Genomic DNA, 26,435 nt, shown 5'->3' on the forward strand with positions numbered 1-26,435 from the left:
GTCAGCGCATGTTCAGGAGCGTCTGGTCGACGGCCTGCTGCGTCTTGATCGTCTGCGCGTTCGCCTGGTAATCGCGCTGCGCCTTGATCAGGTTCACGAGCTCGGTCGTCAGGTCGACGTTCGAGTTTTCCAGTGCGCTCCCCTGCAGCGTGCCGTGGTTCGTGCTGCCCGGCGCGGAGATCTGCGGCACGCCCGACGCGGCGGTCTCCACATACTGGTTGCCGCCGATGTTCACGAGCCCGTTCGGGTTGTTGAAGTTCGCGAGCGCGATCAGGCCGAGCAACGCGCTCTGGCCGTTCGAGTAATTGCCGGTGAGCTTGCCGTCGGCGCCGATCGAGAACGTCGTCAGCGTGCCGCTCGCGAAGCCGTCCTGCGCGAGGTTGTTCACGCCGCTTTTTCCGCCGAACTGCGTCGTGCCGGTCAGGTCGAGCGTCAGGTTCTGCGGATTGGCGCCGCCCGACGCGTTGGGGATCGAGAACGCGAACTGGCCGAGGCTCGGCGTCGGCTGGCCGGTTGCGGCCGACGTCGTCGAGCTGATCCGGCCCGATGCGTCGAACGTGACGGTGCCGAGATTCGTCGGCGTCTGGCCCTGCACGCCCGCATAGGCCTGCCAGGTGCCGGCCGCGTTCTTCGTGAAGTACATCGAGACCTGTTGCGCACCGCCGAGCGTGTCGTACACCTGGATCGACGAATTGTAGTTGTACGTGGTGTTGTCGCCCGCATTGAACGGTGTCTTGGCCGGCACCTTGTCCTGCGAGTTCAGGTTGAACTGGCCGGTGATCTTCGTCGTCGCCTGCGGCGCGATGTTGGTGGTCGGCGCTTGCAGCGGCACGGTCGCCGCGGTGTTGATGGCCCCGCCCGGGCCGGCCGCATAACCCATCAGGTTGCGGTTTTGCGCGTCGACGATGGCGCCGCTCTTGTCGCGGTGGAATACACCGTCACGCGAGTACGTCGTCACGCCGTTGTTCGACATCTGGAAGAAACCATTGCCGTTGATCGCGATGTCGAGCGACGACTTCGTCGTGTTGATCGTCCCCTGGCCGAATTGTTGCTGCACCGACGTGAGCCGCGTGCCGATGCCGATCTGCGTGTTGGTCGACGTCGCGACCGAATTCGCGTACATGTCGGCGAAGTTCGCGCGGCCCTGCTTGAAGCCAACCGTGTTTGCGTTCGCGATGTTGTTGCCGATCACGTCGAGATGGTTCGCCGCGCCGGCCAACCCGCTCAAACCCTGTTGATAGCCCATGTTCGATCCCCGTAACGAGCTGGTGAGTAAATGCAGTCGTGCGACTGCGGGATGCCTCCCTGGCACCTCACGGCGTCAGCCAGCCCGACCGCGTTCCCGCTTTTACGGCGGGTGCGAGCGCGATGGTCGAACTGCGCCGATTCTTGTTTGAAGACGATCCTAACGACGGCAATTATTCGATCTGTGTAATCTTGTGTAATTTAATTGAATTGTTGTCGAAATGATTGATTTCGTATGAGTAATGAAACGGGGGTGAGGCTGGAAAGCCTTGTGGGGCGGGGGGTTGACGGAGCGGATACTCAATTCGACGATCAGAGGAGAGAATTGACCTCTTATCGATCAATTGAAATTCATTTGAATGGGGTGGTGGCCGAATGGATTTATTTTGATTGGCGCTTGTTAGTCCATTAACGGTGGGCAGCGCGAATTATTGAGCAAACGTACCTGATATCCCGGTCGTGGTTCTGTATCGAACCCCGGGTTGTGCGAACCGCATCGTCGAGTGAGCAAGGGTATCTGGGATGCGTTCGGCAGGCGATGCGGCCGGACGGTTTTTCATCCGAGACAGGTGCGCGTCCGGTCGATCGCGGGCGCAGGTCCGAGCGTGCGCAGCTGGGCACCCACGCGGCCCGATCGCGGGATGCCCCGACGTGCGAACGCAATCGGTTGCACCCGCCGGCGATGAATTCGGCCCGAACCTGATCACGTGAAGTAAACTACGCGGTTACGACGCACAGACCCGCCGAAAGCGTCGCGTGGAACGCGACGCTTTTGCATTTCTGCGGCAACTTTATTGATGCTTTCAACCGCGAATCCGAGCCGCGCCCGCGCGCGGCGATAGAGCCAACGATGTCCCGAATTTCCTTGTTTCCGCGTCAGTCCCGTCTGTCGCGCGCCGTGCGTGGCGCGCTGGCGATCCTGGCGCTCGGCGCAACCGCATCGGCCTGGGCGGCCGGCACCGGCGAACTGCCGGCGTCCGCTGCCGACGGCGCCGCGCCGCTTACCGTGACGGTCCAGCCGGGCCAGTCGCTGAACGACATCGCGAAGGCGGCCACGCAGTCACGCGATCCCGGCGTGCTCGCGCGCGCCGGTCGCGCGCTGTTCGACGCCAATCCGCAGGCGTTCATGAAGCACGACGCGAGCCGCCTGAAAGTCGGCGCGACGCTGACCGTGCCGGCGCTCGATGCGACAGGCGCGGCAGTCGTGCCGGCCGCTGCATCCGCAGCGTCCGCGGCGTCCGGTGCAGTGGCCGCGTCCGCTCCCGCCGCCGCATCGGGCGGCACGGCAGTCGCGCAGCATGGTGCGTCCGCACCGCATCCGGGGTCGACCGTGCAATCCGCGCCGGTGGCGCCGCCCGCGCATGCGGCGCCTGTCAGCGGTGCGAGCGCCGCGACGGCCGCCGGCGCGTCGGCATCGGTCGGTGCTTCGGCTACCCACGGCGCATCGGCTGTCGAAAGCATGCAGCCGGCGGCACCCGTTGCCGGTGCCAGCGGTCCGCATGTGTGGAGCGGCGCGATCCAGTCGGTGCCGTCGTCCGCGAGCGGTGCCGGGATCCCGCCTGCGTCGGGCAGCCAGGTTCCGGGCATGTACGAACCGGCCGGCGCGACGCCTGCCACGGGTGCGTCGCAGCCGCGGCCGTCGAGCCTGCAGCAACTGCTGGCGCTGAAGAACCGCGTGCTGATGGAACTGCAGAAGCACGGGATCGGCAAGCCGGCCACGACGAACGAGGTTACGCCGGCTCCGGCGCCGGCACCTGTCGCGCCGCGTCCGGCCGCGAACGATGCGGGCGCGTCCGCAACTGCGTCGACGACAGGCGAAGCGGCGTCCGGCGTTGCTGCCAGCGCAGTGCAGCCGGCATCGGCATCGGTATCGACGCCCGCGCAACCGGCCGCGCCGGTGGTGGCGCCTGCACCCAGTCACGAGCAGATGGACTGGCGTCCGGCCGCGGTGGCCGGTGCGGCCGTGATCGTCCTCGCGGCAGGTTTCGCGTGGCGCAAGCGCAGGAAGAGCCGACGCACGGACGATGCGGGTACGGACACGGCGGCTACCGCTACGGCTGCGGGCGGGGTCGCGGCTGCCACTGCGCAAGCCGAAGCCGCGCCGTCCGTCGAACCGGAACTGCCGATCCGGCCCGAGATGCCGGTCGCGCGCGATGCCGCTTCCGACTTGAACCTTGCCGCGGCGACTGCCGCAGCGGCGGAGCCGGTCGAGATGCCGGCTACGGATGTATCGCCGACACCGGAAGTGACGGCGGCGCATGTCGAGCAGCCTGAGTTGCCGATCGCACACGCCGCAGTACCGCCCGCGAGCGAGACGGCTCCGGTTTCGCACGATGCCGAGCCGGTTGAAAAGGTCGCGGCCGAAACGCACGCCGAAACGCAGGCCGAAAAGCCGGCCGAAACGTCGTCAGGTACGCCGATCGAGACGTCGGCGGAGCCACGGGTAGCGATGCCGGCGGAGACGTCGGCCGCACCCGCGGCCACTGAAGCGCAGCACGCGGCGCTGATGCAGAACGCGATCAGTGCGCTCAGCAGCCTCGACATGCCGCTGCCGCCGCGCACGCCGGACGAGCAGTCGCTGGCGGCGGACGAGCCGGCTGCGCAAGCAGGGCAGTCCGACACCAATGAAATCGCAACTAACGGTCAGACCGCCCACCGCCCCCCGATTGGCTCGATCGATCCGGCCCCGGAACATCCGGTCGCCCAGGACGACGAGTTCGATTGGGATCCGGACGCAGCGACGCCGGCGAGCCAGGCGGGCGGCCAGTTCGCGTCGTCGCTGCCGCCGCTCGGCGGCGCGCAGTTCGGCGCGCTGAAGCTCGATTTCGATCTCGACCTGCCGTCCGCGCCGGGTGCTGCGCTGCCGGCGCTGACGCCGGACGAACTCGCCCGCATCGCGCGCAACAAGCTCGACCTCGCGTCCGAGTATGTCGAGCTGGGCGACCTGTCCGGTGCGCGGACGCTGCTGCAGGAGGTGGTCGACGCGAACGACGCCGCGACGCGCGACGAGGCGCGCGCGCTGCTCGCGAAACTGGCGGACGAGGCGTGATGCGGATCGCGCTCGGCATCCAGTACGACGGCGCGGCGTTCTGCGGCTGGCAGGCGCAGCCGCACGGCAAGACCGTGCAGGATCGGCTCGAGCACGCACTGGCCGAGTTCGCGCGCGTGCCGCTGCATACGACGGTGGCCGGGCGGACCGACACGGGCGTGCACGGGCTGGGGCAGGTCGTGCACTTCGATACCGACCTCGATCGCGAGGTTTTCTCGTGGGTGCGCGGCACCAATGCGTTCCTGCCGCCGACCGTCGCGGTGCAATGGGCGAAGCCGATGCCGGACACGTTCCACGCGCGTTTCTCGGCGTTCGAGCGCACCTATTACTACACGCTGTACGTGCATCCCGTGCGCTCGCCGATGCTGGCGGGGCGCGCGGGCTGGATCCATACGCCGCTCGACGACGACGCGATGCGCGCCGCCGCCGCGCACCTGATCGGCGAGCATGACTTCTCGTCGTTCCGGTCGTCGGAATGCCAGTCGAAGACGCCGGTCAAACACCTGTACCAGATCGACGTGCGGCGCGTGGGCCATTTCATCCATTTCCGGTTCCGCGCCAACGCGTTCCTGCACCACATGGTGCGCAACCTGATGGGCTGCCTCGTCGCGGTCGGTCGCGGCCGTTATCCGGCCGACTGGCTCGCTGACGTGCTGGCCGGGCGCGACCGCAAGCTTGCGGCGCCCACGTTCATGGCCGACGGGCTGTACCTCGCCCACGTCGGCTACCCGGCGGAATTCGCCGTCCCGCCCGCGCAGCTCGGCAGTGTGCCGTGGAGCAGCGTCTGGGCCGATCTGGACCCGCAATCATGACGGATCACGCCGTGTCTCTCCCGAATCCCGCCGCAGCCGGCCTGCCGCCGCGCACCCGCATCAAGCTGTGCGGGCTGTCGCGTCCCGAGGACGTGCTGCACGCGGCGGCGCTCGGCGCCGATGCGATCGGCCTTGTGTTCTATCCGAAGAGCCCGCGCGCGGTGTCGATCGCGCAGGCGGCGGAGCTTGCACGCCTCGCGCCGCCGTTCGTGTCGGTGGTCGGGCTGTTCGTGAACGCGACCGAAGCCGAGATCGGGGCCGTCGTGCGCGACGTGCCGCTCACGCTGCTGCAGTTCCATGGCGACGAGACGCCCGAGCAGTGCGATGCGCTCGGCCGCGCGGCGCGCCTGCCGTGGCTGCGCGCGGTGCGCGTCGGCCCCTCGACGCAATCGGCCGATTTGGTAGAATCGGGTCTTCATTATTCGAAAGCGCGCGGCCTCCTGTTCGACACCCTGGTGCCGGATTACGGTGGTAGCGGCAAGGTCTTCGATTGGTCTCTTATTCCCGCAGAGCTCGCGCATCGGGCCGTTTTGAGTGGTGGCTTGAGCGCGCAAAACGTCGGTGATGCGATTCGCCAGTTGCGCCCGTTTGCTGTCGATGTCTCGAGTGGCATCGAAGTGGAGGGCGCGAAGGGCGTGAAGGATCACGCCCGGATGGCGGCGTTCGTACGCGCGGTGCGCGAAGCGGACGCCGGGTGATGCAAGCCGGTGCGGCTCCGAAAGCGGGGCGCGCCGACCGATCGAGAGAGACACCATGTACAACCTTCCTGATGATCGCGGCCATTTCGGTCCGTATGGCGGCACGTTCGTCGCCGAGACGCTGATTCACGCGCTGGACGAACTGCGCGCGGCGTATGAAAAATTCCAGAACGATCCCGATTTCGTCGCCGAATTCGAGCGCGAGCTGAAGCATTTCGTCGGCCGCCCGTCGCCGATCTATCACGCGCAACGCTGGAGCGAGACGCTCGGCGGCGCGCAGATCTACCTGAAGCGCGAAGACCTGAACCACACCGGCGCGCACAAGATCAACAACGTGATCGGCCAGGCGCTGCTCGCGAAGCGCATGGGCAAGAAGCGCGTGATCGCCGAGACGGGCGCCGGCCAGCACGGCGTCGCGACCGCGACGATCTGCGCGCGCTTCGGCATGGAATGCGTCGTCTACATGGGTTCGGAAGACGTGCGCCGCCAGGCCGCGAACGTCTACCGGATGAAGCTGCTCGGCGCGACGGTCGTGCCGGTCGAATCGGGTTCGCGCACGCTGAAGGACGCGCTGAACGAAGCGATGCGCGACTGGGTCACGAACATCGAGAACACGTTCTACATCATCGGCACGGTCGCGGGCCCGCACCCGTACCCGATGATGGTGCGCGACTTCCAGCGCGTGATCGGCGACGAGTGCAAGGTGCAGATGCCCGAGCTCGCAGGCCGGCAGCCTGACGCCGTGATCGCCTGCGTGGGCGGCGGTTCGAACGCGATGGGCATCTTCTATCCGTACATCGACGACACCTCGGTGCAGCTGATCGGCGTCGAAGCAGCCGGCGACGGCATCGACACGGGCCATCACGCGGCGTCGCTGATCGCCGGCAGCCCGGGCGTGCTGCACGGCAACCGGACCTACCTGCTGCAGGACGACAACGGCCAGATCATCGAGACGCACTCGGTGTCGGCGGGCCTCGACTATCCGGGCGTCGGCCCCGAGCACGCATGGCTGAAGGACAGCGGCCGTGCACAGTACGTCGGCATCACCGACGAGGAAGCGCTGAAGGCGTTCCACGACTGTTGCCGGATCGAGGGGATCATTCCCGCGCTCGAGTCGAGCCACGCGATCGCGTATGGCGTGAAGCTCGCGCCGACGTTGCCGAAGGACAAGATCCTGCTCGTCAACCTGTCGGGCCGCGGCGACAAGGACATGCACACGGTCGCCGAGCGATCGGGCATCGAGCTCTGACCCCGACCGATGCGTGACCTGATCGAAGAACCGGGCGGCGGCGCCGCGAGCGAGGCGGGGGCGGTTCAGCCCGCCGCTGCCGAGCCGCGCGCGCTGCCGTCCGGTATCGAACTGCATAACCGCGATTTCCTGACCCATGCCGCGCACCTGCCGGACGCGTCGATCGACCTGATCGTCGCCGATCCGCCGTACGGGCTCGGCAAGGACTACGGCAACGATTCGGACAAGCGTTCGGGCGACGACTTTCTCGCGTGGACGCGCGGGTGGCTCGAGCTCGCGATTCCGAAGCTGAAGCCGAGCGGGTCGATGTACATCTTCTGCACGTGGCAGTACGCGCCGGAAATCTTCAGTTTCCTGAAGACGCAACTCACGATGGTCAACGAGATCATCTGGGACCGGCGCGTGCCGAGCATGGGCGGCACGACGCGCCGTTTCACGTCGGTGCACGACAACATCGGCTTTTTCGCGGTTTCCAAGTCGTATTACTTCGATCTCGATCCGGTCCGCATCCCGTACGACGCCGACACGAAGAAGGCCCGCTCGCGCAAGCTGTTCGAGGGCAGCAAGTGGCTGGAGATGGGCTACAACCCGAAGGACGTCTGGTCGGTCTCGCGCCTGCACCGGCAGCACGCGGAGCGCGTCGATCATCCGACCCAGAAGCCGCTGGAGATCATCGAGCGGATGGTGCTCGCAAGCTGCCCGCCGGGCGGCCGCGTGCTCGATCCGTTCATGGGCAGCGGCACGACCGCGGTGGCCTGCGCACGGCAGGGGCGCGACTTCGTCGGCTACGAGATCAACGAAAGCTATTGTGCGATCGCGCACGAGCGCGTGAACGCGCTCGCTGCGCCGGCGTGCGCGTGAATCGCGCCGCTGCATCGCCGAATGCTACTTTGTATGGAATCGGAGCAAGCGCTGAAGCACTCACTCCGATCGACACAGGAAAAATTGCCATGTCCCGTATTCAGCAGACCTTCGCCGCGCTCGCCGAACAAGGCCGTAAGGGCCTGATCCCGTTCATCACGGCCGGCGACCCCGATCCGGCCAAGACCGTCGAATTCATGCACGCGCTCGCCGAAGGCGGCGCGGACGTGATCGAACTCGGCGTGCCGTTCTCGGACCCGATGGCCGACGGCCCCGTGATCCAGCGCTCGTCGGAACGCGCGCTCGCACGCGGCGTCACGCTCAAGAGCGTGCTCGCCGACGTGAAGCGCTTTCGCGAAACCGACCCCAAAACCCCCGTCGTGCTGATGGGCTATGCGAACCCGATCGAGCGGATGGGCGTCGACACGTTCGCGGCCGATGCACAGGCGGCCGGGGTCGACGGCGTGCTCGTCGTCGACTATCCGCCGGAAGAAGCGGGCGTGTTCGCCGAGAAAATGCGCGCCGCGCAGATCGATCCGATCTTCCTGCTCGCGCCCACGTCGACCGACGAACGCATCGCCGACGTCGGCAAGATCGCGAGCGGCTACGTGTATTACGTGTCGCTCAAGGGCGTGACCGGCGCAGGAAATCTGGATGTTTCGAGCATTGCGGGTAAAATCCCGGCCATCAAGTCGCGCGTGCCGGTTCCGGTCGGCGTCGGCTTCGGTATCCGCGACGCCGAAACGGCGCGTGCGGTGGCCGAGGTGTCGGACGCCGTCGTGATCGGCAGCCGCCTCGTGCAGCTGCTCGAAACCGCTGCGCCGGAAGGTGCCGCGGCCGCGCTGAAGACTTTCATCGCCGAGCTGCGTGCCGCCCTGGACGGCGTGGGCAAGACGGCGCGATAAACACAACACAGGAAGCGGGAACGGGCCGGTTGGCCCGCCCCGCCACGGAACAGGAAACCATACGATGAGCTGGCTCGACAAACTGTTGCCGCCGAAGATCAAGCAGACCGACCCGAAAAGCCGCAAGGGCATTCCGGAAGGCCTGTGGGTCAAGTGCCCGTCCTGCGAGGCCGTGCTGTACCGCAACGACGTGGACGCGAACCTGCACGTGTGCCCGAAGTGCGATCACCACATGCGCATCGGTGCGCGCGAGCGCCTCGACGGGCTGCTCGATCCGGAAGGCCGCTACGAGATCGGCCAGGAAATCGTGCCGGTCGACACGCTGAAGTTCAAGGACAGCCGCAAGTACCCCGATCGTCTGAAGGAAGCGATGGACGATACGGGCGAAACCGACGCGATGGTCGTGATGGGCGGTGCGATCCACACGCTGCCGGTGGTCGCGGCCTGCTTCGAGTTCTCGTTCATGGGCGGCTCGATGGGCTCGGTGGTGGGCGAGCGCTTCGTACGCGGCGCGCAGAACGCGCTGGAACAGCAGGTGCCGTTCATCTGTTTCACCGCTTCGGGCGGTGCGCGGATGCAGGAAAGCCTGCTGTCGCTGATGCAGATGGCGAAAACCACCGCGATGCTGACCAAGCTGGCCGAAGCGAAGCTGCCGTTCATCTCGGTGCTGACCGACCCGACGATGGGTGGCGTGTCGGCGAGCTTCGCCTTCCTCGGTGACGTCGTGATCGCCGAACCGAAGGCGCTGATCGGCTTCGCCGGCCCGCGCGTGATCGAGCAGACGGTTCGCGAGAAGCTGCCGGAAGGCTTCCAGCGCGCCGAATTCCTGCTGAAGACGGGTGCGATCGACATGATCGTCGACCGTCGCAAGATGCGCGACGAGATCGCACAGCTGCTCGCGCTGCTGCAGCGGCAACCGGCCGACGCGCTGGCCTGACGGGCGCGAGGTTGTGAACACTGCGCGTCGCCTGGCTTCAGCGTCAGGCGGCGCGCTTCGTTTTTTGGCGTAGTGGCGGCACCGATCCAGATTTGAACCGATGAGCACTTTTCCCACTCTCGACGCGTGGCTTTCGCATCTCGAACGCGCGCACCCGGTCGGCATCGACATGGGCCTGACCCGCATCGGGCAGGTCAAGGCGGCGCTGCAGCTCGAATTCGCGTGCCCCGTCATCACCGTCGGCGGCACGAACGGCAAGGGCTCGACCTGCGCGTTCCTCGAGACGATCCTCGTGCGCGCCGGCTACAAGGTCGGCTGCCACACGTCGCCGCACCTGCTCGAATTCAACGAGCGCGCGCGTGTGAACGGGCAGAACGTCACCGATGACGAGCTGCTGCCGCACTTCGAGGCCGTCGAAGCCGCGCGCACGTCGTTGGCCGAGCCGGTGTCGCTCACGTACTTCGAATTCACGACGCTCGCGATCCTGCACCTGTTCGCGTCGCGCGGGCTCGACGCGGTGATCCTCGAAGTCGGCCTCGGCGGCCGGCTGGATGCGGTGAACATCATCGATACCGATTGCGCGATCGTCACGAGCATCGACATCGACCACACCGAATATCTCGGCGACACGCGCGAGAAGATCGCGTTCGAGAAGGCCGGGATCTTCCGCTCGGGCAAGCCGGCGATCTGCGGCGATCCGGCCGCGCCGCAAACGCTGATCGACCATGCCGAAGCGATCGGCGCCGACCTGTGGCTGGTCGGCCGCGATTTCCGTTACGAGGCGCAGGCAGGCGCGGAGCGCCAGCAGTGGAGCTACCTCGGCCGCGAGAAGCGCTATCCGGCGCTTGCGTATCCGGCGTTGCGCGGGGCGAATCAGCTGATCAATGCATCGGCCGCGCTCGCCGCGCTCGAGGCGCTGCGCCCGGTGCTGCCGGTGTCCGCGCAGGACATCCGGCTCGGCCTCGCGAACGTCGAGCTGCCGGGGCGCTTCCAGGTGCTGCCCGGCAAGCCGGCGATCGTGCTCGACGTCGCGCACAACCCGCATGCGTCGGCCGTGCTCGAGCAGAACCTCGGCAACATGGGCTTCTTCCCGTACACGTACGCCGTGTTCGGCGCGATGCACGACAAGGACATCGACGGCGTGCTGCAGCACCTGAAAGGCGAGATCGACCACTGGTGCGTGACCGACCTGCCGCTGCCGCGCGCGGCCTCCGCGGAGCAGCTCGAAGCCGCGCTGCGCAAGGCCGGCGTGGAGGAGGGGCCCGATTCGAGCGTCACGCGTTACACGTCGCCTGCCGAAGCGTTTCGCGATGCACTAAAAAGAGCATCCGAGAATGATAGAATCGTGGTTTTCGGCAGTTTCCATACGGTTGCCGGCGTGCTGGCCTACCGTAAATCGCAGCAACACTGACTGACGGGCAGTTTCGGACTCAGCCATTCATGGGAATTTTCTCGTTCGGCAAGAAAGACGACGACGCGCCCCCGCGGCGCGGCGGTCGCACCGGGACCTCCCGGAACGTGCGCACGGAGCGCACCACTGAACGCGTCGAGCGACGCTCGCGCCGCACCGAGCGTCCGGAATCGGACGCACTGCTCCTCGATCCGACCCTTCCAGAAAAGCAACGCGCGCGCCGTCGCCTCGTCGGCGCGATCGCGCTCGTCGTCGCCGCCGTGATCGTGCTGCCGATGGCGCTCGACTCGCACCCGAAGCCGGTCACGGACGACATCGCAATCGACATTCCGAACCGGCCCGCGCACCAGGCGGTCGCATCGCGTGACGATGACGCCTCCGACGTACAGGCAGGCGTCGCGCACGACGAACCGCCGGCATCCGATGCGGCCGTTGCGGCTGCACCGGCACCCGCACCCGCGCCGAAGGAGGCCGACAAGCCGGCCGCGAAGCCCGATACCACGACCACGGCAGGCGTGACGCCGCCGAAGCCCGCGCCGAAACCGGCAGCCCCCGTGGCGAAGCCGGCTGCGCCGAAGCCTGCGCCCGCAGCCGTCGCGAATACCGACGCCGCCAGCCCGGACACCAGCGATGCTTCGTCGCCGTCGTCGCCGGCCGGTGCGCGTTTCGCGGTGCAGCTCGGGTCGTTCAAGGACGACGCGACAGCCCGTTCGTGGGCCACCAAGTTGAAATCGGCGGGCGTGCCCGCATATGTCGAGCATCGCAAGCAGGCAGACGGCAGCACGGCTACACTGTTGCGTGCGGGCCCGTTCGCGGATCGTGCGGCGGCTTCCGCCGCGATCGCGAAGGTGCGCGAAGCCGGTCTGACGCAGTAACGCACGATGCTGACGGCTTTCGACTACGCTGTATTGGCGGTGATCGCGTTGTCTGCGCTGCGTGGCGCGTGGCGCGGCTTCGTGTCCGAGATTTTCGGGCTGATCGGCTGGATCGCGGCGATCGTGATCGCGGGCCGCTACGTCGGACTGGTCGTGCCGTATATCCCGGCGAACTGGCCGGGCGGTGCGCTGACGCAGTGGGTGATCGCTTTCGCGTTGGTCGTGATCGGCGTGGTGCTGGTCGCCGGCGTGGCGAATGCGTTGCTGTCGCGGATCGCGCAGGCGAGTGGCCTGGGCGGCGTCGACCGCTCGCTGGGCATGATGTTCGGGCTCGTCCGCGGCTGCGTGCTGGTGGTGCTGCTGGTCGCGGCGGCCGGGCTGACCGAACTGCCCAAACAGGATTTCTGGCGCAATGCGCTATTGCGTCCTTTTGCCGAACAGGGCGTGCACGAGCTGAAGCAGCTCCTGCCCGACGGCATGGCCCAGTACGTACGCGTGTGACGACGCGGCCGGGCAGGACGGAACCGATTTTGTCATTCTGAAGGACATGCCATGTGCGGCATCGTAGGCGTTATCTCCCAATCCCCCGTCAACCAGCTGATCTATGACAGCCTGTTGCTGCTGCAGCATCGCGGTCAGGACGCGGCGGGCATCGCGACGGCGGACGGCAGCAATTTCCACATGTACAAGGCGAACGGCATGGTGCGCGACGTGTTCCGCACGCGCAACATGCGCAGCCTGCCCGGCACCTACGGCATCGGCCAGGTGCGCTACCCGACCGCCGGCTCGGCGTCGAGCGAAGCCGAGGCGCAGCCGTTCTACGTGAACGCGCCGTTCGGGATCATCCTCGCGCACAACGGCAACCTGACGAACTGGCAGCAACTGAAGGACGAGATGTTCCGGATCGACCGCCGGCACATCAACACCAATTCCGACAGCGAAGTGCTGCTCAACGTGTTCGCACACGAGCTGCAACTGTCGACCACGGGCCTCGAGCTCGATCCGGCCTCGGTGTTCAAGGCTGTCTCGGGCGTGCATCGCCGCCTGCAGGGCTCGTACGCGATCGTGTCGCTGATCGCCGGCTACGGCCTGCTCGCGTTCCGCGATCCGTTCGGCATTCGCCCGCTGTGCATCGGCAAGCTCGAGACCGAGCATGGCACCGAATGGATGGTCGCGTCGGAGTCGGTGGCGGTCGAAGGCATCGGTTTCGAATTCGTGCGTGACCTGGAGCCGGGCGAAGCGATCTTCATCGACAAGGCCGGCAATTTCCACAGCCAGCAGTGCGCGGAGAACCCGACGCTGAATCCGTGCATGTTCGAATACGTATACCTCGCGCGTCCGGATTCGTGCCTCGATGGCGTGCCGGTCTACAACGTGCGCCTGCGCATGGGCGACTATCTCGCCGAGAAGATCAAGCGCGAGCTGCCGAACGTGCCGATCGACGTCGTGATGCCGATTCCCGATTCGTCGCGCCCGGCCGCGATGCAGGTCGCTGCGAAGCTCGGCGTCGAGTATCGCGAAGGCTTCTTCAAGAACCGCTACGTCGGCCGTACCTTCATCATGCCGGGCCAGGCCGTGCGCAAGAAGTCGGTGCGCCAGAAGCTCAATGCGATGAGCATCGAGTTCAAGGACAAGAACGTGCTGATCGTCGACGATTCGATCGTGCGCGGCACGACCTCGCATGAAATCGTGCAGATGGCGCGCGATGCGGGCGCGAAGTCGGTGATCTTTGCATCGGCTGCGCCGCCCGTGAAGTTCCCGAACGTGTACGGCATCGACATGCCGACGCGCGGCGAGCTGGTCGCGCATGGCCGCACCGACGAAGACGTCGCGAAGATCATCGGCGCCGACCACCTGATCTATCAGGACGTCGACGATCTGCGCCGCGCGGTGCGCGACATCAACCCGAAGCTCGAGCGCTTCGAGGCGTCGTGCTTCGACGGCAACTACATCACCGGTGACGTGACGCCCGAGTATCTCGATGCGATCGAGCGCGCGCGCCTCACGCCGGCATCGCAGGCCGATCGCGACACGGCGGGCGACACCGAACGCTCGCAGATGAATCTGCAGCTGTCGGTCGAGTGACACCGGCTCACGCTTTTGACGAAGCGTGATAGGATGTGGCCTTGCGTCGATTTGATATCAGCTTGCGGACGCGGGGCGACTTCCCAAAACAGCTAAAGCGAAGGCCGGTGGCAACCGGCCCGAGTCGATCGCTGTCGTACCGCACCGAAGCCCGCTGATGCCGACGCATAGCGGGCTTTTTGTTTTGGCCTGGTTTTGACTGGGCTCGCGCCATGCGCGCGGCCATCGAATACGGAAAACGGAACATGGACGACTCCCTCAACTTCGACACGCTTGCCGTGCGCGCGGGTACGCTGCGCAGCGACTTCAACGAGCACTCGGAAGCGCTGTTCCTCACGTCGAGCTTCTGCTTCCAGAGCGCGGCCGATGCGGCCGAGCGCTTCGCGAATTCGGAAGACTACTTCACCTATTCGCGCTTCACGAACCCGACCGTCACCATGTTCCAGGAGCGTCTCGCGGCGCTCGAGGGCGGCGAAGCCTGCATCGCGACGGCGTCGGGCATGGCCGCGATCATGTCGGTCGTGATGGCCGCGCTGCAAGCCGGCGACCACCTCGTCAGCTCGCGCAGCCTGTTCGGCTCGACGCTCGGGATGTTCTCGCAGATCTTCAGCAAGTTCGGCATCACGACGACCTTCGTCGACCCGACCGACCTGAACGCATGGAAGGAAGCCGTGCGTCCGGAAACGAAGATGTTCTTCCTCGAGACGCCGTCGAATCCGCTGACCGAACTCGCCGACATCGAGGCGATCGGCAAGATCGCGAAGGCATCGAACGCGCTGTTCGTCGTCGACAACTGTTTCTGCAGTCCGGTGCTGCAGCAGCCGCTCAAGCTCGGCGCGGATGTCGTGATGCACTCGGCGACGAAATTCCTCGACGGCCAGGGCCGCGTGCTCGGCGGCGCACTGGTCGGCTCGAAGGAATTCATCATGGGCAAGGTGTTCCCGTTCGTGCGCAGCGCGGGCCCGACGCTGTCGGCGTTCAACGCGTGGGTGCTGCTGAAGGGGATGGAGACGCTGTCGCTGCGCGTCGAGAAGCAGTCGGCAAACGCGCTGGAGATCGCGCGCTGGCTCGATTCGCATCCGGCCGTCGCGCGCGTGTTTCACCCGGGCCTCGAATCGCACCCGCAGCACGAACTCGCGAAGCGTCAGCAGAAGGCGGGCGGTTCGATCCTGTCGTTCGAGCTGAAGGGCGATACGCCTGAGCAGCAGCGCGCGAATGCATGGCGCGTGATCGACAACACGAAGCTGATCTCGATCACCGGCAACCTCGGCGACACGCGGTCGACCATTACCCATCCGGCGACGACCACGCACGCCCGCATCACGCCCGAAGCGCGCGCGGCAGCAGGGATCAGCGAAGGGCTGATCCGGTTGTCGGTCGGCCTCGAAGACGCGGGCGACCTGCGCAAGGATCTCGCACGCGGCCTCGAAGGCTGAGCGCGGCGGCCGTTTTCAAGGTCGACATGACGACGGGCCGCTCGACAGAGCGGCCCGTTTTTCTTTTCAGGCTGGCGATGAACGCGCGCGCCGGCATCAGCCGGCGTGCCCGTGCGGCGTGTCGCGCATCGCGTCGACCATCCATCGCAGCGTTTCGTCGAGCGGCGTGACGGGCAGCTCGCCCACCGCGCGCCGCAGCTTGTCGCGCGACCCACTCAGGCTCTTCACCTCGTTGTGCCGCACGAAACGCGGATCGATCGTGACGTCGATCACGTAACCGGCGATGCGCGACAGCATCGCCAGCACTTCTTTCAGCGAATACGCGCGCTCCGAGCAGACGTTGAACGTCTCGCCGGCCGGCGCGGCCTCGACCAGCTTCAGGTATGCGGCCGTCACGTCGCGCACGTCGGAGAAATCGCGGCTCACGTCGAGATTGCCGAGCGAGATGCGCGGTGCGCTGCGCGCGTAGTGTGCGACGAGCTTCGGCAGCAGGTATGCATCGCACTGGCCGACGCCCGTGTAGTTGAACGGCCGCGCGATCACGATCGGCAAACGGTCGGCCCACAGCTTCGCCGCGTATTCCATCGCGAGCTTGCTGACCGCGTAGTCGTTCGTCGGGGCCGGGGCAACGGTTTCGTCGAGCACGCCGGCCGTCGAATTGCCGTAGATGTTCGCGCTGCTGGCGAGCAGCACGGCCGACGGGCGGTGGTCGAGGCCCGCGAGCGCGGCCAGCAGGTTGCGCGTGCCGACGATGTTGACCGCGTAAGTCTGCGACGGCTCGTCCTGCGCGACGTGCGCGCGGGCGGCGAGATGCACGACTGCGTCGGGCCGCGCGTCGGCCGCCGCCGCGCGCATCGCATCCGCATCGAGCAGGTCGACGGGCAGCAGCGTGCAGTTCGCGAATACCGGATCGTCGGACGGCGGCGAACCGGGCGCGACCGTGCCCCAGACCTCATAGCCGGCCGCCTGCAGGCGTTCGGCCATGTAGCGGCCGGTGAAGCCCGTCAGGCCCGTGACGAATGCGCGGCGCGACGGGCGTCCGGCTTCAGAACGTGTCATGGTGTTGATTCCGCGTCAAATCCGCTTCGACCATCATCTGGCAAAGTTGTTCGAGCGTCGTCTTCGGTTCCCAGCCGAGTTTGGCTTTGGCCTTGTCCGCGCAACCGATCAGCAGGTCGACCTCGGCAGGGCGGTAGAACTTCGGATTCACTTCCACGAGCACGTTGCCGGTCGACGTGTCGAGGCCGCGTTCCTGTTCACCCTTGCCGGTCCATTCGATCTGATAGCCGGCCGCCGCGAACGCCATCCGCACGAAGTCGCGTACGGTCTCGGTGCGGTTGGTCGCCAGGACAAAGGTATCGGGTTCGTCGGCCTGCAGCATGCGCCACATGCCTTCGACGTACTCGAGCGCGAAGCCCCAGTCGCGCTTCGCGTCGAGGTTGCCGAGCTCGAGGCGGGTCGCCTTGCCGAGCTTGATCTTCGCGATGGTGTCGGTGATCTTGCGCGTGACGAACTCGCGGCCGCGCAGCGGCGATTCGTGGTTGAACAGGATGCCGCTGCTGCCGAACAGGCCGTAAGACTCGCGGTAGTTCACCGTCATCCAGTGCGCGTAAAGCTTTGCGACACCGTACGGGCTGCGCGGATAGAACGAGGTCGCTTCCGTCTGCGGAATCGACTGCACCTTGCCGAACATCTCGGAAGTCGATGCCTGGTAGAAGCGGGTCTTCGGGCTCACGACGCGGATCGCCTCGAGCAGGTTCAGCGGACCCAGGCCCGTCACTTCGGCGGTCGTCGCCGGCTGGTCGAACGACACGCCGACGAAGCTCTGCGCGGCGAGGTTGTACAGCTCGTCGGGCTGCGTGCGTTCGAGCAGGCGCAGGCTCGAGCCGGCGTCGGTCAGGTCGTGCTCGACGAGCGTGAGGTTCGGGTGCGTGTCGACGCCGAGCTCGGCGATGCGCCAGAAATTCACCGAGCTGGTGCGGCGGTAGGTGCCGGTGACCTCGTAGCCCTTGTCGAGCAGCAGCTTGGTCAGGTAGGCGCCGTCTTGCCCCGAGATCCCGGTGATGATGGCCTTCTTGCGAGTTTGGCTCATGACGTTGTCCTGGTAGAAACGATGGAGGATGGAATTCAGGCGGTCGTGCCGGCCGCGGCCGGCAGCGCGCGGCGTGCGGGGCCGCGCGTCAGGCGCCGTTCGAAGCCGTACCAGCTCAGGGTCGCGTACGCGAGCGTGATCGCGAGCGCCAGCGCGGCCGTGACGAAGCGGTTCAGGTGCAGCGGCCACAGCGCGTACAGCACGCTGAGGTGAATCAGGTACACGGTGTAGCTGACGGTGCCGACGTAGACGAGCATCGGGTTCGTCAGCACGCGCTGCACGAGGCCGCGGCCGCGCAGGGCGATCACGACGATCGACGTGCACAGCAGCAGCGAGATGCTGTAGAGCGCCGCATTCGACAGCGGCGTGTTGGCGGCGCGAAAGCGCGGGAACGACAGGTGCAGCCAGCCGAGGATCGCGAGCGATACGAGCGCGCCGACGATCGCGAGCGGATAGAACGGCTCGAGCGCGCGCCGGTCGCGGCGCAGCACGATCGCGAGCAGCGCGCCGGCGGCGAGCAGGTCCATTCGGAACGGCGTCAGGTAGTAGATCGGCCAGAACGAGTCGAACCACGGCGTCGCGATCGCGCGCAGCACGGGGGCCGCGACGATCAGCGCGGCGGCGACCCACAGCAGCGCGCGCTCCGAGCACCACAGCACGACGAACGGCCAGAAGATATAGAACTGCTCCTCGACCGCGAGCGACCACAGCACGTTCAGGCTGTCATGGCCGATGCTGCCGAGCGACAGCCCGATGTTGGTCGAGAAGAACGCGAACCACGGCCAGTGCGGCAGCCAGCCCGCGCCGAACAGGATCGTCGACACCACCAGCAGGAGCACGTACGGCGGCAGGATGCGCCGCACGCGGCGCGCGTAGAAGTGGCTGAAGTACGACTGCCCGCGTGCCTTGCGATCGAGCAGGATGCCGGTGATCAGCAGCCCGCTCAGCACGAAGAACAGGTCGACGCCCATCCAGAGCGGCGCCTTCAGCGCGTGCTGCAGGAACACGGCGCCCACCGCGATCGCGCGCAGCCCGTCGAGCTGCACGATGCGGCCGTGTTGCGGTGGGGTGAGATCCGCAGGTCGCGAGATGCCCGTCATCGCGCCGCTCCTTCGCGACGCGCGGCGTGAGCCGGCGCGTGTCGCACATCCGATGCGTAAACGTGAACGTAATGCATGCCATTAAATGAAATATCGAATCGAAATCGATTCTAGGGAAAAGAAATCGGCAAAAAAACGCGCGTCATTTATCTGACGACAAACATTCAAATGGCGATTACTTCTGTCGCGGGATGAAAGGTCGGCGCCCGGACGGCCCCGTCAGGCGGTGGAGGGCGGCATTTTCTACGGGATGGAAAACGAAAGGCGGTCGTTATTGCCGCTTTCGGGCGCCTTTTCGCCTCTGTTCCGGTTCGATATTTCAGGCGGAAACATCCCCAAATATTTCCAAATTTCTTGTGATTATTTTTGCTTGTAACCTGCATCGCGACGTTTGAAACCCATTTGGCGACAGGGTGCGCTGGCGGCAGTTCTTGCGGCGGCCCGGTCGCTGTTGCATCAAGTCTGGAGAAGCGTATTGCGACGTCTGATTCTGGTAGGCATGACGGTATGCGCGATGCTGCTGACGAGCGCCGCACCGGCCGAAACTGTGTTGCCCGCGACGACGTCGTGGATCGGCAATACGTTCGGCTATGGCGATGGCAGCTGGACGCAGATCGACATCCGCGCGATCGCGGTGACGCCTGAAGGCAAGGTGTATACGAATGCGCCGTGGGACGAGAGCGGGGCCGAAGCCAGCGTCTACCAGGACGGGAAGATGCTCGGCTTCGCCGGCGGCACGCACGGCTGGGGCAACCTCGGCGGCAGCGCGATCGCCGTGAACAGCAAGTACGCATACGTCGCGATCGGTGTCGGCAACGAGCGCGGCCACCTGCAGTCGCCCGGCATCTGGCCGGACAAGGGCAAGCAGTGGTTCGGCATCTCGCGTCGCACGATCGGCGACCTGAAGCAGCCCGCGCCGTTCCGCGCGGCGCCGCAGGTCGCGCCGGGCGGCCGCGCGGACACCGGCCGCGCGCGGATGGCCGCGAGCTTCATGGTGATGAACGAGGTGGCGGCGCCCGCGCGCTCGGAAGTGGGCGAGCAGAAAGCGGAAGTCGGCGGCCTCGCGGCCGACGACAAGACGCTGTTCGCGACGAATCCGTCGCGCGACGCGGTGGACGTGTACGACGCGGAGACGATGCAGCAGAAGGGCACGTGGAGCGCGCACGAGCCGGGCCGCATCGCGCTCGCGGGCGACGGCACGCTGTGGCTGCTCACGGATACGCTCAACGGGCCCGCGCACCTCGTGCACGTGCGTGCGGACGGCCGCAAGCTCGACGACGCGCCCGCGCTGCCGGAAGGCACCGACGCGGTGGACGTGGCCGTCGACGCGAAAGGGCGCGTGCTCGTCGCGGACAACGGGCCGCGCCAGCAGATCCTGATCTTCTCGAAAGGCGGCAAGGGCTATGCGCAGTCGGGCACGCTCGGCGAGCGCGGCGGCATCTTCGCGGGCCCGGTGCCGGGCCGGCCGGGGCCGCAGCGTTTCAACGGGCTGACGGGCGTCGGCGTCGACCGTGCGGGCAACATCTATGTGTCGATGAACGGCATCGGGCCGCGACACGACACCATCGGTGCAGGGCTCGGCGCGGTGCTGGAAAGCTACACGCCGGACGGCAAGCAGCGCTGGCAGGTGCAGGGGCTCCTGTTCGTCGATGGCGCGTGGCTCGACCCGGCGCGGCCGAACAGCGTGTACACGGGCAACAAGCGCTTCGAGCTCGACCTGTCGAAGCCGCCGGGCCAGGACTGGAAATACGTCGGCTTCCTGTCGAACCGCTTCAAGTATCCGGACGATCCCGTGTTCCACACGGACCAGTATCCCGGCATGCCGTTCGCACGGCGCCTCGACGGCCGCACGTTCCTGTACCTGACCGACATGTACGCCGATCACCTGAAGATCTACCGCTTCGACGCGAAGCGCGACGGCGAGGTCGCGATTCCGTCCGGCCTGATCGCGGGGCGTGCGCGACCGGTCGACAAGGTGCCGAACAAGCCGCCGGGCGGCGACTGGCTGTGGCGCGACGCGAACGGCAACGGCCGGATCGATGCCGACGAGGCCGAGATCAACACGACGGCCAAGGCGAGGGCGGGCGGCTGGGGCTGGTGGGTCGACACGAAGGGCGACATCTGGCGCACCAGCGACGTGCGCGGGATCCACCGCTTCCAGTACGGCGGCGTCGACAAGGCCGGCAACCCGATCTACTCGTACGACAAGGTCACGACCTATCCGATGCCGCAGCCGTTCACGCAGCTGCGCCGCGCGATCTACGAGCCGCAGACCGACACGCTGTACGTGACCGGCTACACGGCCGACGCACCGCCGCAGCCGGGCATCAACAAGGAAGTGGGGCGCGTGCTGATCCGCTTCGACAAGTGGTCGACGGGCTCGCCGGTCGTGCGCTATCAGGTCGCGCTGCCGTGGCAGCTCGACGCGAAGCCGATCTTCGACCTGATCGGGCTCACGGCCGAGGGCCGTTACCTGTTCGGGGTGGAGCCGGTCGGCAAGATCCACGTGTACGACAAGGAAACCGGCAAGGAAGTCGGCGTGATGAGCCCGGGCGCCGAGGTCGGCAAGGCATCCGGCTGGGTCGACGTGCCGTTCGGCATCAGCGCGTTCCGGCGCGAGAACGGCGAGTACCTCGTGTTCGTCGAGGAAGACGCACGCGGCAAGGTGCTGATGTATCGCTGGAAACCGTGACGCGCGACGTCACACAAGGCAGAAGCATGGACAAAGGCATACTCAAGAACGTTTCGATCAACTTCATCGGGCTGATCCTGCCGACCTTCGTGTCGCTGGTGACGGTGCCCGCCTATATCCACGCGCTCGGCGTCGAACGCTACGGCGTCGTCAGCCTCGTGTGGACGCTGATCGGCTATTTCGGGATCCTCGATCTCGGGATGAGCATGGCCGCGCAGAACCATATCTCGAAGGCGCTCGCGAGCGGCAACGCCGACGAGAGCGCGCGAGTGTTCTGGAGCGCGTTCTGGCTGAATCTCGGCACCGGCATCGTCGGCGGGCTGCTGATCTATTTCGGCGCGTTCGTCTACACCGCGTACTTCACGAAGGTGTCGGCGGCGATGCAGCACGAGGTGTATCTCGCGCTGCCGTGGCTCGCGCTCGCGATTCCGCTGGCGAACGTGTCGTGGGTATTCGCCGGCGCGATCAATGGCGCCGAACGGTTCGGCGTGTTCAACACGAACCAGACGATCGGCACGTTCCTGTTCCAGCTGCTGCCGCTCGGCGCCGCGTGGTGGATCGCGCCGAACCTGCAGACGGTGCTCGCCGCGGCGGTCGTCGCACGGCTGGTCGCGGCGGTGATGCTCGGCCACGCCAGCATCAAGGTGCTCGGGATCCGGCGTATCGATCCGCCGCAGTGGGGCACCGCGAAAGGGCTGTTCAACTTCGGCGGCTGGATGCTGATCGCGAGCACGACGAGCATGATCGCCGACACGCTCGACCGCGTGATGCTCGGCGCCGGGATGGGCGCGAAGTTCGTCACGTACTACACGGTGCCGCAGAACCTCGTCACGCGCCTGAACATGCTGCCGAACGCGCTCGTGCGCACGCTGTTCCCGCGCCTGTCGGCCGTGGGCCGCGACCATGCGGATACGCTCGCGCGCCAGTCGCTCGAATTCCTGAACGGCGTGTTCACGCCGGTCGGCATCGTCGCGATCTTCGCGCTCGCGCCGTTTCTCACGCTGTGGGTCGGCGCGGATCTCGCCGCGCATTCGGCGCCGGTCGGCCGCGTGCTGGTGATCAGCGTGTGGCTCGTCGGCCAGGCGAGCGTCACGCGAATCCTGATCCAGTCGCAGGTCAACCCGGCCCGCGCGGCGTTCGCCGGGCTCGTCGAGATGCCGTTCTTCGTCGGCGGCCTGTGGTTCGGCATTCATCACTTCGGGCTGATCGGCGCGGCGGTGGTCGTCGCGGCGCGCGCGCTCGTCGACTACGGCGTGCTGCTGTACCTGTCGGCGATCCGGATGCGCGCGATCGTGCTCGACATGCTCGCGCACCTGGCCTTCCTGCTCGCGAGCCTGTTTCTGGCGCAGACGTGGCCGGGGCTCGGCGAGTCGATCGGCATGTGCGCGATCGTGCTGGTGCTGAACGTCGCGTGGTCGCTCACGATGACGCCGGGGCTGCGTGCGCTCGTGCGCGACCTGTTTGTCCGTCTCAATGCGAGGAAAACCGCTTGACGTCCTCCCCCGACTAACGGCGGGAGATTCCCACACCTGGCGATGCACGTCCGCATCGGAGAATGTTCAAAGCAGCGTTGGTATCACGATCATGCAAGACACCACAGTCACTACAGGCCCACTCTCTTATTCGCAGTCCCGCGATACCTTTCGGCCGCGTCGTGCTGTCTTTCGATCCGCACGCCGAACAGGACTGGGTAGAACCGCTTTCGTCGACTTCCTCGAACATGGCTCCGTGCGCGATCGCCTTGTCGCGGAGCTTGTTTCGGAAGGACGACCAGGACGCGTCGTAGACGCTGTTCGCCATCCTGGTTCTGGCGAGCTTGGCAGCCGACACGTTGCCGACCGCGATGTAATCGAAACGCCGCACCAGATCGAGCGCGAGCTTGTTCTGGAAATCGGCACGGGCATTCGCGACCTTGGCGTGCAGCTTCGCGATATGCCGTTTGTGTTTTCGCGCCCGTTGCGCTTTCGCGAGCTTCTCGGCCGCGCGTCGACCGAACCGATCGTTAGGCAGCTTCTCGCCGGTCGAAAGTGTGACGAAGTCTTTCAGTCCGAGATCGATACCGACGCCGGACCGGATCGGGCGAGCCTGAACATCGGGCATGTCGACCACGATGTTGAGAAACCAGTTGCCGCGCGCATCCTGCGCAAAGTTGGTCCCGTCCTTGATCTTGCCTTCGGGAAGCGCCCGGCTGTTGAACACGCGAAACGTGTTGCCAGCGAAACGGAACGCGTCACCCTCACGCTTCAGGTCACGGCCCTTCAGCGGCACCCAGCCCAGCGATTTCTTGCCGCGATAACGCAGGTAAGGCCGACGGTGTTGGCTGCGCGACTTCGCGTATTGCTCGCACGTTGCGTTGACGGTGCCCGAGTGGATGCCGAGTTCCTTGCTGCTACCGGTCGTCAACACGTTCAGGTCGAAACCCGTCGGCCACTTCTTGCGCCACTTGAGCGCGTGCTTTTGCGTGTCGTTGCAGAAGTTCCAGACGTAGTTCACCGCACGGCTTTGCTTGTTAAGCAGTCCGTTGAGCGACTTAACCCGGTAGCGATAGACAAGGATCATGCCGGCCATCCTAGCCTGCAGACCAAGCTGGCTGTCAAGGACACACCTGTCCTCCCCGCCGTCAATGGCACCGTTTCTTGGAGCGACTGATGAATCGCGATCTGGCGGAACACGCCGTATTGAATCTCGCCACCGCCGATGCGGCCGTGGCCGAAGCGGGCGACGCCGCCGCGCTGCGCCGGTCCGTGCCGGCCGAACGTGCCGGCGCGCGCCATGCATCGCGGGCGCTGCGCGTGGCGATCGTCCACGACTGGCTCGTCACCTATGCGGGCGCCGAACGCGTGCTCGAGCAGATCGTCGCGTGCTTTCCCGACGCGGACCTGTTCAGCCTCGTCGACTTCCTCGACGATCGCGCGTTCGTGCGCGGCAAGCCGGTGACCACGTCGTTCATCCAGAAGCTGCCGTTCGCGCGCACCAAGTACCGCAGCTACCTGCCGCTGATGCCGCTCGCGATCGAGCAGCTCGACGTGTCGGAGTACGACCTGGTGATCTCGAGCAGCCACGCGGTCGCGAAGGGCGTGCTGACGGGGCCGGACCAGGTGCACATCAGCTACGTGCATTCGCCGATCCGCTATGCGTGGGATCTGCAGCACCAGTACCTGGAACAGTCGAACCTCACGCACGGGCCGAAATCGTTGCTCGCGCGGATGATCCTGCATTACATCCGCAACTGGGACACGCGCACCGCGAACGCGGTGGACGGTTTCGTCGCGAACTCCGCGTTCATCGCCCGGCGTATCAAGAAGGTCTACCACCGCGATGCGGCGGTGATCTTCCCGCCGGTCGACGTCGATGCGTTTTCGCTGAATGCGGAGAAGGAGGATTTCTACCTGACCGCGTCGCGGATGGTGCCGTACAAGAAGATCGACCTGATCGTCGATGCGTTCTCGCGGACGCCCGAGCGCAAGCTCGTCGTGATCGGCGACGGCCCCGAGATGCAGAAGATCCGCGCGAAGGCCGGCCCGAACGTCGAGATCATGGGCTACCAGCCGTTCGCGGTGCTGCACGACCGGATGCGGCGCGCGAAGGCGTTCGTGTTCGCGGCCGAGGAGGATTTCGGGATCTCGGTGGTCGAGGCGCAGGCGTGCGGCACGCCGGTGATTGCGTACGGCAAGGGCGGCGCGCTCGAAACCGTGCTCGACCCGCAATCGGACCTGAATCCGACCGGGCTCTTTTTCGACGAACAGACGCCGCACGCGATCGTCGCGGCGGTCGACGATTTCGAGCGTGCGCCGCAGCGCTTCACGCCGACTGCCTGCCGCACGAATGCGGAGCGGTTTTCCGCCGATACGTTCCGGCGGCGCTTTCTCGACTATGTGGAAGCCGCGTTGCCCGGCTCGACCGCGCAGCGCGGTGCGGCCATCGCGCCGATGCCGGCCGCGCGCGGCCCGGCAACGCTCGTGCTCGACCAGAGCGGCGTGCTCGGCGGCGCCGAGCTGTCGCTGCTCGAGATCATGAAGCACATGCGCGCGAACGCCGACGTGCTGCTGTTCGACGACGGCCCGTTCCGCGCGGCGCTCGACGAGATCGGCGCGCGCGTCGACGTGGTCGACCAGGGCGCGCTCGCGGGCGTGCGCAAGCAGGGCGGCGTGTCGCTCGGCGCGGTGAAGCAGCTCGTGCGGCTGGTGCGCGATGTCGCGCGCCGCGCACGCCGTGCCGAAGTGATCTACGCGAACACGCAGCGCGCGATGGTGGTCGCCGCGCTGGCCGGGCGGCTCGCGCGCAAGCCGGTGGTCTGGCACCTGCGCGACATCGTCAGTACCGACCATTTCGGCAGCAAGCAGTTGCTGGCGATCAAGTATTGCTCGCGGCTCGGCGTCACGCGCGTGATCGCGAATTCCGATGCATCCGCGCAGGCGTTCCGCACGCTGACGGGATTCACGCCGCAGCACGTCGACGTCGTGTTCAACGGCATTTCGGCCGAACCGTTCGATGCGCTGGAAGGCGTCAGCCAGGCCGCGCTGCGCACGCGCCTCGGGTTGCCCGAAAACGCGTGGCTCGTCGGTTCGTTCAGCCGGCTCGCGCGCTGGAAGGGGCAGCACGTGCTGCTGGAAGCCGCCGTGCGGCATCCCGACATGCACGTGGTGCTGGTCGGTGCGCCGCTGTTCGGCGAGGACGAATATGCGGCGCAGCTGCACGAATACGTCGCGCGGCACGGGATGGACGAGCGCGTGCACTTCCTCGGGTTCCAGCGCGACGTGGCGGCCTGCATGACGGCGGTCGACGTCGTCGCGCATACGTCGATCACGCCGGAGCCGTTCGGGCGCGTGATCGTCGAGGGGATGCTCGCGCGCCGGCCGGTCGTCGCGGCCCGCGCGGGCGGTGTCGTCGAGATCATCGAGGACGGCGACAACGGGCTGCTCTGCGCGCCGGGCGATGCGGCCGCGCTGGCCGACGCGCTGGATACGCTGAAGCGCGACGGCCAGCGC

The 26,435-nt window shown here is 66.5% G+C and carries 20 protein-coding genes; 15 read left to right on the forward strand and 5 right to left on the reverse strand.

Annotation, left to right across the window (positions count from 1 at the left end; genetic code table 11):
* Position 1: 1 nt before the first annotated feature.
* On the reverse strand, positions 2 to 1,246 hold the full coding sequence (flgE, locus tag C5O79_RS16440) for a flagellar hook protein FlgE (protein WP_046549897.1): 1,245 nt from the start codon (positions 1,244 to 1,246) through the stop codon (positions 2 to 4).
* Positions 1,247 to 2,095: 849 nt separating this feature from the next.
* Between flgE and C5O79_RS16445 the strand changes: the two genes are divergently transcribed.
* From C5O79_RS16445 to C5O79_RS16500, 12 genes are all read left to right on the forward strand, one after another.
* Positions 2,096 to 4,294 carry a FimV/HubP family polar landmark protein gene (locus C5O79_RS16445; RefSeq protein WP_122475331.1) on the forward strand — a complete coding sequence of 733 codons (2,199 nt, stop codon included), beginning with the start codon at positions 2,096 to 2,098 and terminating at the stop codon, positions 4,292 to 4,294.
* Positions 4,294 to 5,106 carry a tRNA pseudouridine(38-40) synthase TruA gene (gene truA, locus C5O79_RS16450; RefSeq protein WP_039358302.1) on the forward strand — a complete coding sequence of 271 codons (813 nt, stop codon included), beginning with the start codon at positions 4,294 to 4,296 and terminating at the stop codon, positions 5,104 to 5,106. Before C5O79_RS16445 ends, truA begins: the two co-directional genes overlap by 1 nt.
* Complete coding sequence (locus tag C5O79_RS16455) at positions 5,103 to 5,804, forward strand: phosphoribosylanthranilate isomerase (protein ID WP_046549895.1); 702 nt, start codon at positions 5,103 to 5,105, stop codon at positions 5,802 to 5,804. Before truA ends, C5O79_RS16455 begins: the two co-directional genes overlap by 4 nt.
* 55 nt (positions 5,805 to 5,859) lie before the next feature.
* The gene (gene trpB / locus C5O79_RS16460; protein ID WP_046549894.1) at positions 5,860 to 7,053 is read left to right on the forward strand and encodes a tryptophan synthase subunit beta; all 1,194 of its coding nucleotides are present in this window, start codon (positions 5,860 to 5,862) and stop codon (positions 7,051 to 7,053) included.
* Between the two features lie 9 nt (positions 7,054 to 7,062).
* Entirely contained in the window at positions 7,063 to 7,914 is an 852-nt protein-coding gene (locus tag C5O79_RS16465; protein ID WP_039358312.1) for a site-specific DNA-methyltransferase, read from the forward strand.
* Positions 7,915 to 8,003: 89 nt separating this feature from the next.
* Positions 8,004 to 8,819, forward strand: a complete 816-nt coding sequence (gene trpA / locus C5O79_RS16470; RefSeq protein ID WP_122475334.1) for a tryptophan synthase subunit alpha — start codon at positions 8,004 to 8,006, stop codon at positions 8,817 to 8,819.
* 64 nt (positions 8,820 to 8,883) lie between these two features.
* Positions 8,884 to 9,756: an acetyl-CoA carboxylase, carboxyltransferase subunit beta gene (accD, locus tag C5O79_RS16475; RefSeq protein WP_039358317.1), complete on the forward strand. Its 873-nt coding sequence runs from the start codon at positions 8,884 to 8,886 to the stop codon at positions 9,754 to 9,756.
* Positions 9,757 to 9,856: 100 nt separating this feature from the next.
* Positions 9,857 to 11,167 (forward strand): bifunctional tetrahydrofolate synthase/dihydrofolate synthase, encoded by a 1,311-nt coding sequence (gene folC / locus C5O79_RS16480; protein WP_039358319.1) that lies wholly within the window; start codon positions 9,857 to 9,859, stop codon positions 11,165 to 11,167.
* A gap of 29 nt (positions 11,168 to 11,196) precedes the next feature.
* Entirely contained in the window at positions 11,197 to 12,042 is an 846-nt protein-coding gene (locus tag C5O79_RS16485) for an SPOR domain-containing protein (RefSeq protein WP_122475336.1), read from the forward strand.
* 6 nt (positions 12,043 to 12,048) lie between these two features.
* A complete protein-coding gene (locus C5O79_RS16490; RefSeq protein ID WP_039358324.1) occupies positions 12,049 to 12,543 on the forward strand; it encodes a CvpA family protein in 495 nt (164 codons plus the stop codon).
* 51 nt (positions 12,544 to 12,594) lie between these two features.
* Positions 12,595 to 14,127 carry an amidophosphoribosyltransferase gene (gene purF, locus C5O79_RS16495; RefSeq protein WP_021158732.1) on the forward strand — a complete coding sequence of 511 codons (1,533 nt, stop codon included), beginning with the start codon at positions 12,595 to 12,597 and terminating at the stop codon, positions 14,125 to 14,127.
* Between the two features lie 245 nt (positions 14,128 to 14,372).
* Positions 14,373 to 15,563, forward strand: coding sequence for an O-succinylhomoserine sulfhydrylase (locus C5O79_RS16500; protein ID WP_039358331.1), 1,191 nt, complete (start codon positions 14,373 to 14,375; stop codon positions 15,561 to 15,563).
* A 96-nt stretch (positions 15,564 to 15,659) separates the two neighbouring features.
* Here C5O79_RS16500 and C5O79_RS16505 read toward each other — a convergent pair whose 3' ends face one another.
* From C5O79_RS16505 to C5O79_RS16515, 3 genes are read right to left on the reverse strand one after another with little or no spacing between them, the layout of a single operon-like run.
* Entirely contained in the window at positions 15,660 to 16,622 is a 963-nt protein-coding gene (locus C5O79_RS16505) for an NAD-dependent epimerase/dehydratase family protein (RefSeq protein ID WP_122475339.1), read from the reverse strand.
* Complete coding sequence (gmd, locus tag C5O79_RS16510) at positions 16,609 to 17,655, reverse strand: GDP-mannose 4,6-dehydratase (RefSeq protein WP_047850264.1); 1,047 nt, start codon at positions 17,653 to 17,655, stop codon at positions 16,609 to 16,611. Before gmd ends, C5O79_RS16505 begins: the two co-directional genes overlap by 14 nt.
* 35 nt (positions 17,656 to 17,690) lie before the next feature.
* The gene (locus C5O79_RS16515; protein ID WP_039358339.1) at positions 17,691 to 18,755 is read right to left on the reverse strand and encodes an acyltransferase; all 1,065 of its coding nucleotides are present in this window, start codon (positions 18,753 to 18,755) and stop codon (positions 17,691 to 17,693) included.
* 499 nt (positions 18,756 to 19,254) lie between these two features.
* On the opposite strand from C5O79_RS16515, the gene C5O79_RS16520 reads away from it, so the two are divergent.
* Positions 19,255 to 21,447 carry a hypothetical protein gene (locus C5O79_RS16520; protein ID WP_163009050.1) on the forward strand — a complete coding sequence of 731 codons (2,193 nt, stop codon included), beginning with the start codon at positions 19,255 to 19,257 and terminating at the stop codon, positions 21,445 to 21,447.
* Positions 21,448 to 21,473: 26 nt separating this feature from the next.
* Positions 21,474 to 22,940, forward strand: a complete 1,467-nt coding sequence (locus C5O79_RS16525; protein WP_122475344.1) for an oligosaccharide flippase family protein — start codon at positions 21,474 to 21,476, stop codon at positions 22,938 to 22,940.
* Between the two features lie 13 nt (positions 22,941 to 22,953).
* Here the strand turns inward: C5O79_RS16525 and C5O79_RS16530 are convergent, their stop codons facing one another.
* Positions 22,954 to 24,006, reverse strand: a complete 1,053-nt coding sequence (locus C5O79_RS16530; RefSeq protein ID WP_122477367.1) for an RNA-guided endonuclease TnpB family protein — start codon at positions 24,004 to 24,006, stop codon at positions 22,954 to 22,956.
* Between the two features lie 89 nt (positions 24,007 to 24,095).
* On the opposite strand from C5O79_RS16530, the gene C5O79_RS16535 reads away from it, so the two are divergent.
* The coding region (locus C5O79_RS16535) for a glycosyltransferase (RefSeq protein ID WP_131931478.1) at positions 24,096 to 26,435 on the forward strand (2,340 nt) is incomplete at its 3' end.

The sequence above is a fragment of the Burkholderia sp. SRS-25 genome (assembly GCF_004343765.1).
Classification (GTDB): Bacteria; Pseudomonadota; Gammaproteobacteria; order Burkholderiales; family Burkholderiaceae; genus Burkholderia; species Burkholderia contaminans.

Bases quoted from the DNA above. Each gene is read 5' to 3' on its own strand.
- C5O79_RS16520 (WP_163009050.1), top strand. From the start codon at position 19,255: ATGACGGTATGCGCGATGCTGCTGACGAGCGCCGCACCGGCCGAAACT.
- C5O79_RS16485 (WP_122475336.1), top strand. From the start codon at position 11,197: ATGGGAATTTTCTCGTTCGGCAAGAAAGACGACGACGCGCCCCCGCGG.
- C5O79_RS16445 (WP_122475331.1), top strand. From the start codon at position 2,096: ATGTCCCGAATTTCCTTGTTTCCGCGTCAGTCCCGTCTGTCGCGCGCC.
- C5O79_RS16490 (WP_039358324.1), top strand. From the start codon at position 12,049: ATGCTGACGGCTTTCGACTACGCTGTATTGGCGGTGATCGCGTTGTCT.
- folC (WP_039358319.1), top strand. From the start codon at position 9,857: ATGAGCACTTTTCCCACTCTCGACGCGTGGCTTTCGCATCTCGAACGC.
- truA (WP_039358302.1), top strand. From the start codon at position 4,294: ATGCGGATCGCGCTCGGCATCCAGTACGACGGCGCGGCGTTCTGCGGC.
- C5O79_RS16505 (WP_122475339.1), bottom strand. From the start codon at position 16,622: ATGACACGTTCTGAAGCCGGACGCCCGTCGCGCCGCGCATTCGTCACG.
- C5O79_RS16500 (WP_039358331.1), top strand. From the start codon at position 14,373: ATGGACGACTCCCTCAACTTCGACACGCTTGCCGTGCGCGCGGGTACG.
- accD (WP_039358317.1), top strand. From the start codon at position 8,884: ATGAGCTGGCTCGACAAACTGTTGCCGCCGAAGATCAAGCAGACCGAC.
- C5O79_RS16530 (WP_122477367.1), bottom strand. From the start codon at position 24,006: ATGATCCTTGTCTATCGCTACCGGGTTAAGTCGCTCAACGGACTGCTT.
- C5O79_RS16525 (WP_122475344.1), top strand. From the start codon at position 21,474: ATGGACAAAGGCATACTCAAGAACGTTTCGATCAACTTCATCGGGCTG.
- trpA (WP_122475334.1), top strand. From the start codon at position 8,004: ATGTCCCGTATTCAGCAGACCTTCGCCGCGCTCGCCGAACAAGGCCGT.
- trpB (WP_046549894.1), top strand. From the start codon at position 5,860: ATGTACAACCTTCCTGATGATCGCGGCCATTTCGGTCCGTATGGCGGC.
- C5O79_RS16455 (WP_046549895.1), top strand. From the start codon at position 5,103: ATGACGGATCACGCCGTGTCTCTCCCGAATCCCGCCGCAGCCGGCCTG.
- flgE (WP_046549897.1), bottom strand. From the start codon at position 1,246: ATGGGCTATCAACAGGGTTTGAGCGGGTTGGCCGGCGCGGCGAACCAT.
- gmd (WP_047850264.1), bottom strand. From the start codon at position 17,655: ATGAGCCAAACTCGCAAGAAGGCCATCATCACCGGGATCTCGGGGCAA.
- purF (WP_021158732.1), top strand. From the start codon at position 12,595: ATGTGCGGCATCGTAGGCGTTATCTCCCAATCCCCCGTCAACCAGCTG.
- C5O79_RS16465 (WP_039358312.1), top strand. From the start codon at position 7,063: ATGCGTGACCTGATCGAAGAACCGGGCGGCGGCGCCGCGAGCGAGGCG.
- C5O79_RS16515 (WP_039358339.1), bottom strand. From the start codon at position 18,755: ATGACGGGCATCTCGCGACCTGCGGATCTCACCCCACCGCAACACGGC.